The sequence below is a fragment of the Mesorhizobium sp. M1A.F.Ca.IN.022.06.1.1 genome (assembly GCF_003952605.1).
Taxonomy (GTDB): Bacteria; Pseudomonadota; Alphaproteobacteria; order Rhizobiales; family Rhizobiaceae; genus Mesorhizobium.
This window is the reverse complement of record NZ_CP034455.1, coordinates 1,700,147-1,712,407: the sequence shown is the minus strand read 5'-3', so window position 1 is coordinate 1,712,407 and position 12,261 is coordinate 1,700,147. Positions and strand designations below refer to the sequence as shown.

11 protein-coding genes are annotated in these 12,261 nt (G+C 65.3%); 7 read left to right on the top strand and 4 right to left on the bottom strand.

What is annotated here, in order from left to right; translation table 11 throughout:
• The first annotated feature begins 1 nt into the window (after position 1).
• The 7 genes from EJ078_RS08400 to EJ078_RS08370 all read left to right on the top strand — a co-directional run bounded on the left by EJ078_RS08400 (position 2) and on the right by EJ078_RS08370 (position 8,083).
• Positions 2–259, top strand: a complete 258-nt coding sequence (locus EJ078_RS08400; RefSeq protein WP_127239902.1) for a sarcosine oxidase subunit delta — start codon at positions 2–4, stop codon at positions 257–259.
• The gene (locus tag EJ078_RS08395; protein ID WP_127217047.1) at positions 256–3,105 is read left to right on the top strand and encodes a 2Fe-2S iron-sulfur cluster-binding protein; all 2,850 of its coding nucleotides are present in this window, start codon (positions 256–258) and stop codon (positions 3,103–3,105) included. Before EJ078_RS08400 ends, EJ078_RS08395 begins: the two co-directional genes overlap by 4 nt.
• 86 nt (positions 3,106–3,191) lie before the next feature.
• Positions 3,192–3,704 carry a hypothetical protein gene (locus tag EJ078_RS08390; RefSeq protein ID WP_164750667.1) on the top strand — a complete coding sequence of 171 codons (513 nt, stop codon included), beginning with the start codon at positions 3,192–3,194 and terminating at the stop codon, positions 3,702–3,704.
• Complete coding sequence (locus EJ078_RS08385) at positions 3,701–4,618, top strand: dihydrodipicolinate synthase family protein (RefSeq protein ID WP_208721202.1); 918 nt, start codon at positions 3,701–3,703, stop codon at positions 4,616–4,618. The genes EJ078_RS08390 and EJ078_RS08385 overlap by 4 nt, the downstream gene beginning before the upstream one ends.
• A 1-nt stretch (position 4,619) precedes the next feature.
• Positions 4,620–5,588 (top strand): D-2-hydroxyacid dehydrogenase, encoded by a 969-nt coding sequence (locus EJ078_RS08380; RefSeq protein ID WP_095826972.1) that lies wholly within the window; start codon positions 4,620–4,622, stop codon positions 5,586–5,588.
• 13 nt (positions 5,589–5,601) lie between these two features.
• Positions 5,602–7,146, top strand: coding sequence for a trimethylamine methyltransferase family protein (locus EJ078_RS08375; RefSeq protein ID WP_127403488.1), 1,545 nt, complete (start codon positions 5,602–5,604; stop codon positions 7,144–7,146).
• A gap of 34 nt (positions 7,147–7,180) precedes the next feature.
• A complete protein-coding gene (locus EJ078_RS08370; protein WP_164750713.1) occupies positions 7,181–8,083 on the top strand; it encodes an SMP-30/gluconolactonase/LRE family protein in 903 nt (300 codons plus the stop codon).
• 77 nt (positions 8,084–8,160) lie between these two features.
• On the opposite strand, the gene EJ078_RS08365 is transcribed toward EJ078_RS08370, so the two are convergent.
• From EJ078_RS08365 to EJ078_RS08350, 4 genes are read right to left on the bottom strand one after another with little or no spacing between them, the layout of a single operon-like run.
• Positions 8,161–8,931 (bottom strand): glucose 1-dehydrogenase, encoded by a 771-nt coding sequence (locus EJ078_RS08365; protein ID WP_127217246.1) that lies wholly within the window; start codon positions 8,929–8,931, stop codon positions 8,161–8,163.
• A 10-nt stretch (positions 8,932–8,941) separates the two neighbouring features.
• Positions 8,942–10,276, bottom strand: coding sequence for a dihydroorotase family protein (locus EJ078_RS08360; protein ID WP_127403487.1), 1,335 nt, complete (start codon positions 10,274–10,276; stop codon positions 8,942–8,944).
• A gap of 8 nt (positions 10,277–10,284) precedes the next feature.
• Positions 10,285–11,223 carry a polysaccharide deacetylase family protein gene (locus EJ078_RS08355; protein WP_095801032.1) on the bottom strand — a complete coding sequence of 313 codons (939 nt, stop codon included), beginning with the start codon at positions 11,221–11,223 and terminating at the stop codon, positions 10,285–10,287.
• An 11-nt stretch (positions 11,224–11,234) separates the two neighbouring features.
• Entirely contained in the window at positions 11,235–12,260 is a 1,026-nt protein-coding gene (locus EJ078_RS08350; RefSeq protein ID WP_127215050.1) for an NAD(P)-dependent oxidoreductase, read from the bottom strand.
• Position 12,261: the final 1 nt, after the last annotated feature.

The window sequence follows — 12,261 nt, the reverse complement described above, 5'->3', positions numbered from 1 at the left end:
CATGAAGCTGCTTGACTGCCCCATGAACGGCCCGCGCAACATCGACGAATTCCAGTCCTTCGGTCCGCTGCGGCAGAGGCCCGATGCGGACGCTGCCGCCGACGCTGAGTGGGCAAGGCATCTCTTCCGCGCGGACAATCGAAAAGGTGTGGTGGTCGAGTGCTGGCGGCACGTGCCGAGCAACTTCTTCTTCCTCGCCGAGCGCGACGTCGTCACCAACGAAATCATCCGCACCTACGCCATTGGGAGCCGGCCATGACGCGGCTTGGCACGCCATACGGTTCGCGCCTCGACCGGACGCGGCCTGTCCGCTTCACCTTCGAAGGCAAGGCTTATCATGGCTTTGCCGGCGACTGCATCGCCAGCGCGCTGGCGGCCTCGGACCAGTGGGTCCTGTCGCGCTCGTTCAAATACCACCGGCCGCGCGGCATCATGACCATGGCCGGCGCGGAAGCGAACACGCTGGTGCAATTGCCGTCGGAGCCGAATGTTCCCGCCGACCTGACGCCGCTCCAGGACGGCATGATGGTGACGGCGCAGAACGTCAACGGCTCCCTGGAAAACGACCGCGATGCGGTGATCGACCGCTTTGGACGTTTCCTGCCGGTCGGCTTCTACTACCGCACCTTCATGGGTCCGAGACAGGACAGCTGGCTCCGCTTCTGGGAGCCGATGATCCGTCGCAAGGCGGGGCTCGGGATCGTCGACGTCAAGGCGCCGCATCTGAGTTTCGACAAGGCGCATCTTCACTGCGACCTGCTGGTCGTCGGCGCGGGGCCGGCGGGTCTATCGGCTGCGATCTCGGCCGCACAAGCCGGCGCCGACGTGCTGTTGTGCGACGACAATCCCGAAATTGGCGGTTCGCTGACCTATCGCCGCTGCGATCCGGGCATATTGTTCAGTCTGGCAGCCAAGGCAGCCAAGCTCCCCAATCTGCGCATCATGACCGGCACCATCTGCAACGGCTGGTATGAGGACAATTGGCTGCCGCTGATCCAGGGCAACCGGCTCTACCGAACCCGCGCCCGCGAGGTTGTCCTGGCGACAGGCGCCATCGAGCAGCCGGCGGTGTTCCGCAACAACGATCTGCCTGGCATCATGGCCGGCGGCGCCGTGCAACGATTGCTCCGCCATTACGCGGTGCAGCCTGGCCGGCGGGCAGTCGTGCTGGCCGCCAATGACGATGGCTACGACTGCGCGCTGGATCTGGTCGAGGCTGGCGTCGAACTGGCCGCGATCGTCGATCCTCGGCCAAATGCCGGCGACCGCGCCGGTGAGCTTCGGGCCAGAGGGATAGGGATCCTCGCAGGCGCCCCGATCGAGGAAGCTTCCGGGACGCGCGGCAACAAGCACGTCGCGCGAGTCCGCATTGGCAGCCGCTGGATCGACTGCGATCTCGTGGCGGTCTCCGTCGGCTCGGTGCCTGCCTGGCAGTTGCCCTGCCATGCGGGAGCGAGGGTCGGCTACGACGATGCGACGGCGCGAATGACGCTCAGTCTGCCGGTGGGCGCGGCCGTCCGGCTGGCAGGCGCCGTTGCCGGCAAATCGCGGTTGCAGTCTGCGATGGCCGACGGCCGCCGCGCCGCGCGCGAGGCTCTGGAGCGGCTCGGCCACGGCGATCCTCCTGACGTGCAGAACGAATACGAGCCCGAGCCAGCTGCCTGGGCACAACCGCTCGCCGGCAACGCAAAAGGTCGCGACTTCGTCGATTTCGATGAGGATCTGCAGGTCAAGGACCTCAGGAATGCGGTCAAGGAAGGCTATCGCGAACTCGAACTGGTGAAGCGCTTTTCCACCGTCGGCATGGGGCCGAGCCAAGGCAGGCATTCGGCGCTCGCCACGGCGCGGATTGTCGCCGAAGCGACGGGGCGCGGGGTTGGCGAGGTGGGCATCACCACGGCGCGGCCGCCGACCGGACCGGAGAAGCTCGGCGTGCTCGCCGGCCATCACGAGCCGTTGGAGCGGCGCACCGCGCTGCATGCGCGCCATCTCGCACTCAACGCTCGCATGAAGCCGATCGGTGCCTGGTGGCGGCCGTATTTTTACGGGCCGGAAGACCGGATAGACCGCCTGGTCCGCGAAGAGATCGCCGCGGTCCGCAACGGCGTCGGCATGCTCGACGTGTCGACTTTGGGCAAGCTGGAGATCCGCGGTCCTGACGCCGGCGCCTTCCTCGATCGGATGTACACGATGGCGCATGCCAACCAGCGCGTCGGCCGGGTCCGCTACTGCCTGATGCTCAACGAGATGGGCACGGTTATCGATGACGGCGTCGCCTATCGTCTCGCCGATGACCTGTTCTACGTCACCGCGACGACCGGCGCCGTCGCCCGCGTGCAGGCCGACATGCTGTTCTGGAATGCGCAGTGGCGGCTGAAGGTCGACGTGCTCAACGTCACGGCAGCATTTTCCGGCATCAACGTCACCGGCCCGAAGGCGCGTGAGGTCTTGCAGGCGCTAGATGGCGACATCGATTTCTCGCGCGACGCTTTCCCCTATCTCCACGGGCGCGAAGGCATGCTGGCCGGCCTGCCGGTGCGTGTGATGCGGATCGGCTTCACGGGCGAGGTGAGCTACGAGCTGCACTGTCCTTCGAGCTATGCGGTCGCGCTGTGGGACGCTTTGTCCGAGGCCGGCAAGCCGCATGGCTTGCGTCCCTATGGACTCGAGGCCTCGCGCATGCTGCGGCTTGAAAAGGGGCATATCCTGATCGGCCAGGATACCGACGCGCTGACCACGCCCAACGAGCTCGATTTCGGCTGGGCGGTTTCGAAGAAGAAGCCCTTCTTCGTCGGCAAGCGGTCAATCGAGATGCGGACGAGGCTTGGCGAAACGCGCCGGCTCGTCGGCCTCTCTTTCGAGGGTGCAAGCAACATCCCCGGCGAGTCCTGCCTGGTGCTGCGCGGCGGCAACCCGGTTGGGCAGATCACTTCGATTGGCTTCTCGCCAACGCTTCGCCACACAATCGCGCTGGCCTATGTCCATATCGACGACGCTGCCCCTGGCAGCAAGGTCACGGTGAAGTGTCGCAGCGGCGAATTGGTGCAGGTGCCGGTGGTCGGTCACGCCTTTTTCGATCCGCAGAACGTCCGGCAGGAGATGTAAAGATGGCCGGTCTTGCCATGCGAACATTTCCCCTGTCGCCGGACGGCTCGGCCGCTGAAGCAGTTCTGCCAAATGGGCAACTGATAGTGACCGATCTGACGGCCCGATCGCGCTTCGGCATCAAAGGGCCCGGCAGTTCAGCCTGGCTCGAAGCGCAAGGTCTCGCCTTGCCGCCCGTCAATCGCATCGCTAGGCAGGGCGGCGTCAGGCTGCTGCGTCTAGGCAGCGAAGATTTCCTCGCGATTGACGATATCGCCGGTGGCGCCGTCGCAAAGCTCGTCGCTGCCTGGCAGGCCGAGAAAGGTTCGCGCGGCTATTGGTCCTGGCGCGAGGAAGGCTGGAGCTGGATGCGGCTTTCCGGCCAGTCGGCAGAAGCGGTGATGGCGAGGCTTTGCGCACTGGACCTCAGGCCTGGCCGTTTTGCCGATGACGAGATCGCGCAGACGCGCGTCGCGAATCTCGAAGCCGTGCTGGTGCGCAGCGAGGCAGGCTTCCACGTCTTCTTCGACATCGCCTCGACAGCATTCTTTATCAGAACAGTCGACGCGGCAGCGAAGCTCGCCGACGGCGACACGACGACCCGGGAGAACCATCGATGAACAGCGTACAAGGCGTCATTGCGCCCATCCTGACGCCCTTCGACAAAGACGGCAGCGTCGCCCGCGATCTGTGGGTCAACCATGCGAAATGGGTGCTTGCTCAGGGCGCGCATTACCTTTCGCCGTTTGGGACGACCGGCGAGGCGCTGTCGCTGTCGCCGCGCGAACGCATGCAAGCCCTGGAGTGGCTGGCCGAGGCCGGCATCCCGGCCGATAAGATGATGCCCGGCACAGGCTTGACCGCGCTGCCCGAGACGCTCGAACTGAGCCGGCATGCCCTGGAACTCGGCTGCGCCGGCGTCATGGTGCTGCCTTCGTTCTTCTACACCGCGGCGGGCGATGACGGGCAGGCGCGCTACTATTCGGAACTGGTCGAGAAAGTCGCCAGCCCGAAGCTCAAGCTGATCCTCTATCACATCCCGCAGAATTCCGGGGTGCCGGTATCGCCGGCGCTGACGGCGCGGCTCAACGCGGCATTTCCCGAAACCGTTGTCGCCTACAAGGACAGTGCCGGGAACTGGGACAACACCGCCGCCGTGATCGCGGCGGCGCCCAACGTCTCGGTCTTCCCGAGTTCCGAGGGCCAGCTTACCCAAGGCCTGGTCGCCGGCGCGGCGGGCTGCATTTCCGCTTCCGTCAACCTCAACGCCAGGGCTATCCGCGCCGTCTATGACGGCGCGCACGCCGGCCGCGACGTCTCGGCCGCCGATGCCGCCATAAAGGAATTTCGAAAGGCGGTTCAGACCGCCGGTCTGATCGGCGGGATGAAGGCGGCACTTGCCGTGCGCTCCGGCGACCAGCGTTGGCTCAATCTGCGCGCGCCGCATGAGAACACCAGCCCGCAGGCAGGCAAGGCTTTGCTCGAGACGCTGGGTCCTCTTGCCGATCACATTCCTGGTCCGAGGCGGGGCTGAAATGTCCGCGCGGCCAACAATCATCGTCAGCAGCGACGCGCCGGACGGGCCGATTGCGGCGCTGGCGGAAACCCATCCCGATCTCAGGGTGCTCGGCTGCGACAGCTACGAGGCGCTTCCCGACCTGATTGCGGACACCGGCGCCGAGGTGGTGTTCACCATCAAATTCGACCGGGGATCGCGCTATCCGCGCGCGGCGCTGGTCGAGAGCCCGACCGTGCGCTGGGTTTCGGTCGGCGGCTCCGGCACGGATCACCTGCGCCCCTGGGATCCGACAAGGGTGACGATAACCAATTCGGCCGGCGTCGCTGCCGACATGATGGCCGAATATGTCTTCGGCGCGATGCTTTCCTTCTCGCTCGGCCTGCGCGGCTTCGCACGCGAGCAGGCTGCCAGGAGGTGGACGGCCGGCAAGGTCGAGCCGATCCAGGGCAAGACGCTTCTGATCCTTGGGCTCGGCAAGACGGGGCAGGCGGTCGCCGTCCGGGCCAGGGCCTTCGGCATGACGACCCTGGGCGTGCGCGCCAGCCCGAAACCGACCTACCACATCGATGAGGTGCACGGCATGGCCGACCTGCCCAGCCTGTGGGGCCGTGCCGATTTCATCTTGTGCGCGGTGCCGCTGCTCGAAAGCACACGTGGCATGGTGGGCAGCGAAGCCTTCTCGGCGATGAAGCCTTCGGCGGTGCTGATCGACGTTTCCCGCGGCGGCGTCGTCGACGAGGCGGCGCTCCTTGCGGCGCTCGACGGTGGCCGGATCAAGGGCGCGGCGCTCGACGTCTTCGCCCTCGAGCCGCTGCCGCCGGCGCATCCGCTGTGGGGCTACGAGAACGTGATCGTCACGCCGCATTGCTCGTCCGTCTACGACGGCTGGGACGTGAAGTCGGCACGCATGTTTGCCGAGAATCTCGCCCGCTACCGGCGCGGCGAGCCTTTGGCGAATGTGGTGGATCCGGGACGCGGCTATTAAGGAGGACAGGCCGATGACAGCGCATGACAGGCGAAGCGGCGGACGGCGCACCAGAGCGGCCGGGCGCAGTGGCGGCGGCATTGCGCAACTGCCCTGGCAGCGCGTCACAAACCCCTACGCGCCGATGCAGATCCTCGACGAGGAGCAGATGGACAAGCTCCACCGGACCTCGATGCGTATTATGTCCGAACTCGGCATCCGCGTCATGGGCGAGAAGGTGCTGGGTATCTTCGAGGCCGCGGGCGCCATCGTTGATCGGGCCGAGAACACGGTGCGGATCGACGAGAGTATCGTCAGAGAAGCGCTTAGGAACGCGCCATCGTCCTTCTCGCTAAGCTCGCGCAATCCGGACAAGCAGATCCGCATCGGCGGCAATTCGCTGGTGTTCGGGCTGGTCGCCGGGCCGCCCAATGTGCATGACCGCATCAACGGCCGCCGGCAGGGCAATCTGGCTGACTATGAGAACTTCATCCGCCTCGCGCATCATTTCAACGCCATCCATATCATCGGCAACCAGGTGGTGGCGCCTATGGAGCTGCCGGCGAATTCGCGCCATCTCGACACCTATCGCGCCAATCTCACGCTGTCGGATCTGAGCTTCCATTGCACGGCGATCGGCCGCGGCCGCGCCATGGATAGCATCGCCATGACGGCGATCGCACGCGGCACGACCATCGAGGCACTGCGCAATTCGCCGGGGGTCACGACGATTATTTCCGTCAACTCGCCGCGCCTGTTCGACGAGGCGATGGCCGAAGGCCTGATCGCCATGGCCGAGCACGGCCAGCCGGTGACGATCACGCCCTTCACCCTGATGGGCGCCATGACCCCGGTGACGCTGGCCGCGGCTCTTGCGCAGCAGAATGCCGAGGCCCTGTTCGGCGTGACGCTGACGCAGCTGGTCAATCCCGGCACGCCGGTGATGTATGGCGCCTTCACGTCCAATGTCGACATGCGTTCCGGCGCGCCTGCCTTCGGCACGCCGGAGAACGCCAAGGCCAACATCGTCGCCGGACAGCTGGCGCGGCGCTATAACCTTCCCTACCGCACCTCCAATGCCAATGCCTCCAATGTCGTCGACCTGCAGGCGGCCTATGAGACCGAGATGGCGACCTGGGGCGCGGTGCTCGGCGGCGCGAACCTGATCTATCACGCCGCCGGATGGCTGGAGGGCGGGCTGACAGCCTCCTACGAGAAGCTCGTCCTCGACGTCGAGATCCTGCAGAACATGATGGAGTTCCTGCGGCCGATGCCGTTCGAGGAGGACGACCTCGGCTTCGAGGCGATCAAGGCCGTGCCGACCGGCGGACATTTCTTCGGGTCGGAGCACACCATGGCGCGCTACGAGACCGCCTTCTACCGGCCGATGCTGTCCAATTGGCAAAATTACGGCAGCTGGCAGGAAGCGGGCGGCCACGATGCGCTGGAGCGGGCGACGCAGCTCTGGCAGCAGGCACTCAGCGACTACGAGGAACCGGTTATGGATCCAGCCATCCGCGAGGAGCTGGACGCCTATGTGGCGCGCCGCAAGGAGGAGATCGGCGCCGGCGAGCCCTAAGCGCCTGGAGTTCAACGAAAGAAAGGGGAAGCGCATGACAAGACAGCATTTGCTGGGCACAGTGTTAGCCCTCGCTCTTACCGCATCGGCACACGCCGCGAACGTCAAGGTGATCAATGACGACGCTTGGTTCGCCGAGGGCCCGATCTGGTACCAGGACAAGCTCTTCTACGTCGAATACGGCCGCGGCACTGTGGACGTTTGGGACGGCAAGAAGAACGCGATTTTCTGGAAGATGGATGGCTGCGGCCCTTCGGCCGTGCTGCCGACCGCGACGGGCGAATTCGTCGTCACCTGCTACGACAACAACACGATCGGCCGCATCTCGGCCGACGGCAAGACGCTGCCGGCCTACGACAAGGACACCGACGGCAAGCCGTTCAGCGGCCCCAATGATTTCGCGCCGGACAAGGAGGGCGGCATCTACTTCACCGGCTCCGGCAAGGGCGGTCCGCTGATCGACGCGTCGGCCTACTACATCGGCAAGAACGGCAGCGTGAAGAAGGTGGCTGGCGACCTGCACAATGCCAATGGGCTGGTCATGTCGAACGACGGCAAGATGCTCTACCTGGTCGAAACCGAGGACAACCGCATCATCGAGTTCGATGTCGGGGCCGATCACAGCTTGAGCAACCGTCGCGTCTTCCTTCGGCTCGACGATCTGTTCCCGAACCAGCCGCATATCTGGCCGGACGGCATCAAGATGGACAAGGCTGGCGAGATGTATATCGGCCAGAGCCCGCGCTCCCTCGACGCGCCGGGCAAGATCATAGTGGTGGACAAGGACGCCAAGCTCTTGCGCACGCTTTCGGTGCCGTCGCCGTCCATGCCGAACTTCGCCTTCGGGCCCGATGAAAAGGAACTTTACGTGATGGCCCTCGACCAGATCGATGCAGCACCTTGGCACGGCAAGGTCTACGAAGTGCCGAATAAGTAGCTGCGATCGTCGTGATCGTCGGATAGGAAGGAGGCTGGCCGCTTTGCAGCCGGCCTTTGCTTTCGCGCGATGACCGCTCAGCCGGCCATCCAGCCGCCGTCCACCATCAGGTTGATCCCGGTGACGTATGTCGCAAGGTCGCTGGCCAGGAAAAGCGCCGCGCCGGCGACATCGTTCGGCTCGCCAAGCCGCGGCCATGGCGTGCGGCGGCGCGAATAGTCGAGCGCATCAGGGTCGTTGGCGATGCCCGGCTTGCCGGTGATGATCTTGCCGGGAGCTATCGCATTGCAGACGATCAGGTCCTCGGCGTGATCGACCGCGATCTGGCGCGTCATCTGCACGATCGCGCCCTTGCTGACCGAATAGGGGAAATCGCCCGGGCAGGCGACCATACCGTGCTGCGAGGCGATATTGATGATGCGCCCGCGTACGCCGTTGACCGGCTCCTGCCTGAGCATCTGCAGCACCGCCTGTTGCGAGCAGTAGAAGAAGCCGGTGACGTTGACGTCGATCACCTTCGCCCATTGCTCCGGCGTGGTCTGGAGCAGATTGGTCGAGGTATAGACCGCGGCGTTGTTGACTAGGATATCGAGCCGCCCGAACCGGTCCACCGCCTGCCGCATCATGGTTATGACGGCCTGTTGATCGGCGATGTCCGTGGAGATGAAGATCGCCTCACCGCCAGCCGCTTCGATCTGCCGGACCGTTGTTTCGCCTTCGATAGCTTCCTCGCGCGTATCGGCGACCACCACCTTCGCGCCGTCCTGCGCGTAGCGTTGCGCGATGGCGCGGCCGATGCCGGAGCTCGCGCCGGTGACAATGGCAACCTTGCCGTCCAGAAGACCCATCTTGCCTGCCTCAGCTTTCCCACCGCACCACTTGGCCTTGTCCCGGGTTGACCAGCGCGCCGTCACGCGTGATTTCCTCGCCGCGCAGGAACACCTGCCGCAAGGTGGCTGAAACGCTCCAGCCGTCAAACGGCGTGTAGCCGGCCTTTGACTTCTGGTCGGCATCGCGGATGGCAAAGGTTCGCGTCGGGTCGATGATGAGGATGTCGGCATCGTGGCCGACGGCCAGCCTGCCCTTGCGCCGGCCAAGCCCGAACCGGTCGGCCGGATTGGCCGCGCACAGGCGCGCGATGTCGCGCAGCCCAATCAGGCCTTCGTCGACGAGCTTGAGCATGACGGACAGCAGCGTCTGCAGTCCGGGCATGCCGCCCGGGATGTCCGCGAAAGCCGGATAGTCGGCGGCCTTCTCAGCAGGGCTGTGTGGCGCGTGATCGGTGGCGATGATGTCGATCAGCCCGGCCGCTACAGCCTCGCGGAGGCGCTGCACATCTTGCCTCGGCCGGAACGGCGGTGATGCCTTCAGTCGCGCGCCTTGCTTTTCGTAGTCGTCCGCGCATAAGAACAGGTTCTGGGGTGTCGTCTCGACGCTGGCATCGGCAAGATCGCGCAGGCGCCGCCAGGTCTCGACGCCGAGCCCCGAGTTGATCTGGCGGACATGAACGCGCGCGCCGGTCTCGGCCGCCGCCAGCAGCGCCCGCGCGATGCCATTGGCCTCAGCCAGTGGTGGCCGGCTTTCGCGGAACGCTGCGATGTCGCAAGAATGAACGCGCCCGGCGCTGCCCACCAGCAGCGATTGATCGCCGGGCGAGATGCCGACGATCGTCTTGATCGAGCTCATCCGCTTGAGCGCGTGAAGAACGGTGTCCACCGTCGGAAAAAGAAACGGCTCTGGGACATCCGCCGTGAAAAGCTCGAACGACACCGGGGCAAGCGCCGCGAGCCTTTCGAGACCGTCCAGCCTCTCGCTGACAACAGCCTGGAAGCCGACATCGACGTTGAGCTTGCCTTCGGCCATCGACATCTTCTCGGCAAGCTGGTCTGCCGTCGCCGTCCAGGGCTCGTCGGTCGGCATGTCGAGCACCGTCGTCACGCCGCCGAGCGCAGCCGCATGCGTGCCCGACGAGAAGTCTTCCTTGTGGGTCAGTCCCGGTTCGCGCAGATGCGCGTGCCCATCGACGAGACCGGGCAGCAGCATACAGCCGCTTGCGTCGATCACCTTCCGCGCTTCGGCCGCGTCTCCTGGCTGGATCAGGGCCGCGATCCTGCCGGCGTTGATGGCAATGTCGCGGCGGGCTTCGCCATCTGCGTTGACGATCGTCGCGCCGGTGATGAGTGTTTCGAACATTCCGCTGTTCAGCCGGCACGCTTGCCGGCAAACGTCCGGTGATTGTCCAGCCAGTACCGCGCGATGTCGGCGCGCCGCATGAAGATCGCCCCCGGCGTCTTTTGCACGTGCTCGATCACCTCGCGCAGGCCGGACGCCCGGTTCGGCTGGCCCATCCAGCGCGCGTGCACGCAGATGTTGAGCATCCGTCCGCCCGTCCCTTCGGCCTCCCACAGCATGTAATCGATGGCCGAGCGGCAATCCTCGGCGAAGTCGCGCGGATTGCTGTAACCCGGCGCGATGAGGAAGCGGCTGTCGTTGAGCGTCTTGGAATAGGGCACGACGAGGATTCTCTCCTCGCCATGGTCGACGAAATAGGGCAGCTCGTCGTTGCAGGGATCGGAGTGGTAGAGAAAGCCGCCCTCGCGCACCAGCAGATCGCGGGTGTTGACGCTTGGAAACGAGCGGCAGTTCCAGCCGAGCGGCCGCCGGCCAAGCACCCTCTCGTAAAGTGCGATCGCTTCGTGCAACTGCCGCTCCTCTTCCTCGCGCGGCATGCCGGGATAATCGGTCCAGCGCAGCCCGTGACCGAGCAGGTCGTGACCGCGCGCATTCATCCACTCGGCGACGGCGGGATTCTTCTCCAGCGCCACTGCGCAAGCCGACACCGTGATCGGCACATCGTAGCGGTCGAACAGCCGAGCCAACCGCCAGACGCCGGCCCGGCTGCCGTATTCGAAATGCGTTTCGGTGCCGAGGTCGCGATGCAGTGAAAGGCCGGGGTTGTTGTATTCGCCCCAATTGTCGTTGCGGCCGTCATCCAGCCAGTTGTACTCCGACCCTTCCTCGTAGTTCAGCACGAGATTGATCGCGACTGTCGCGCCGCCCGGCCAGGTGACATAGGGCGGGTTCGGTCCATAGCCGACGAAGTCGCGCGGCTGGACCGGTTGTGAGGCAGCGCTTGTCATGGCAATCCCTCTCACTTCGTCTCGTTGGCCGAAATCCAGTCCATATAGGCGTGGAACGCCTCCTTGCCCGGGCGCGGCCGCCATGCCGTATCGCGCATGATCCTCGCAATGTCGTAGGCGCCCCACATGCCGCCTTTCAGCGACACGTCCTGTACGATATTGGCGTCTTCTCCGGGCGTCACCTCAACCTTCAGCGCCGGAATGCGCTCCTTTGCCCAGGCGATAATCTCTCCGATGGTCTGGCTGGAGCCGGAGCCGATATTGTAGTGGCGGTAATTGAGGCGCGGCGCATCGAGCAGCGCGAGGATCGCGGCAGCGACATCTGTCGAGGCAAGATAGTCGCCCACCGGCTCCAGACTGTTCGGCCGGATCGTTTCGCCGGCCAGGGCCATGTGCGCAACACGGTTGGGGACATGGCGGAAGTTGCGGCTCTCGGTCGCGCGATCCATCGGGCCGTAGACGGAAGCAAGCCGGACCGAAACCGCCGACAGGCCGAACAGGTCGGCATAGCGGTTGGTCACCATCTCGGAGGCGAATTTGGAGATGCCGTAAAGCGTCAAGGGCGCGACGTAGCCGTCCTCCGGCAGCGGCTCGCCGCTCCAGTCGGGGCCATTGTGCCGATAGATGGCTCCCGAACTGACATAGACGAAGCGCTTGACGTTGGCCCGCGCGCGTGCCCATTCGAGCATGCGCACGGTGCCCATCAGGTTGATATCGACGATGCGAGCCGGGTCCTCGGCCTCCGGCTGGCGCTTGGCCTCCGAGGCGCTGCCGCGCGAAATCGGTGTGATGGTCGCGCCATGTACGATCGCGGTGACGTGCGCGTTGTCGAGCGCGCCGGACCACCCCGTCGGATCGAGGATATCCGCGCTGATCACTTTGAGCCGGTCGCGCACCGGAGCGAAATGCCTTTCGGCCGCGGCGTCGAGGCCGGCGCGATCCAGGATGACGGCGCACGCGCCAGGGTCGCGGTCCAGCCAGGCACGCGCCACCACGCTCATGACGAAGCCGGTGCCGCCTGTGACGAGAAGGGTCATG

Coding starts and splice junctions, on each gene's coding strand:
- EJ078_RS08365 (WP_127217246.1), bottom strand. CDS start 8,931: ATGGGTCTTCTGGACGGCAAGGTTGCCATTGTCACCGGCGCGAGCTCC.
- EJ078_RS08395 (WP_127217047.1), top strand. CDS start 256: ATGACGCGGCTTGGCACGCCATACGGTTCGCGCCTCGACCGGACGCGG.
- EJ078_RS08380 (WP_095826972.1), top strand. CDS start 4,620: ATGTCCGCGCGGCCAACAATCATCGTCAGCAGCGACGCGCCGGACGGG.
- EJ078_RS08375 (WP_127403488.1), top strand. CDS start 5,602: ATGACAGCGCATGACAGGCGAAGCGGCGGACGGCGCACCAGAGCGGCC.
- EJ078_RS08370 (WP_164750713.1), top strand. CDS start 7,181: ATGACAAGACAGCATTTGCTGGGCACAGTGTTAGCCCTCGCTCTTACC.
- EJ078_RS08400 (WP_127239902.1), top strand. CDS start 2: ATGAAGCTGCTTGACTGCCCCATGAACGGCCCGCGCAACATCGACGAA.
- EJ078_RS08350 (WP_127215050.1), bottom strand. CDS start 12,260: ATGACCCTTCTCGTCACAGGCGGCACCGGCTTCGTCATGAGCGTGGTG.
- EJ078_RS08385 (WP_208721202.1), top strand. CDS start 3,701: ATGAACAGCGTACAAGGCGTCATTGCGCCCATCCTGACGCCCTTCGAC.
- EJ078_RS08355 (WP_095801032.1), bottom strand. CDS start 11,223: ATGACAAGCGCTGCCTCACAACCGGTCCAGCCGCGCGACTTCGTCGGC.
- EJ078_RS08360 (WP_127403487.1), bottom strand. CDS start 10,276: ATGTTCGAAACACTCATCACCGGCGCGACGATCGTCAACGCAGATGGC.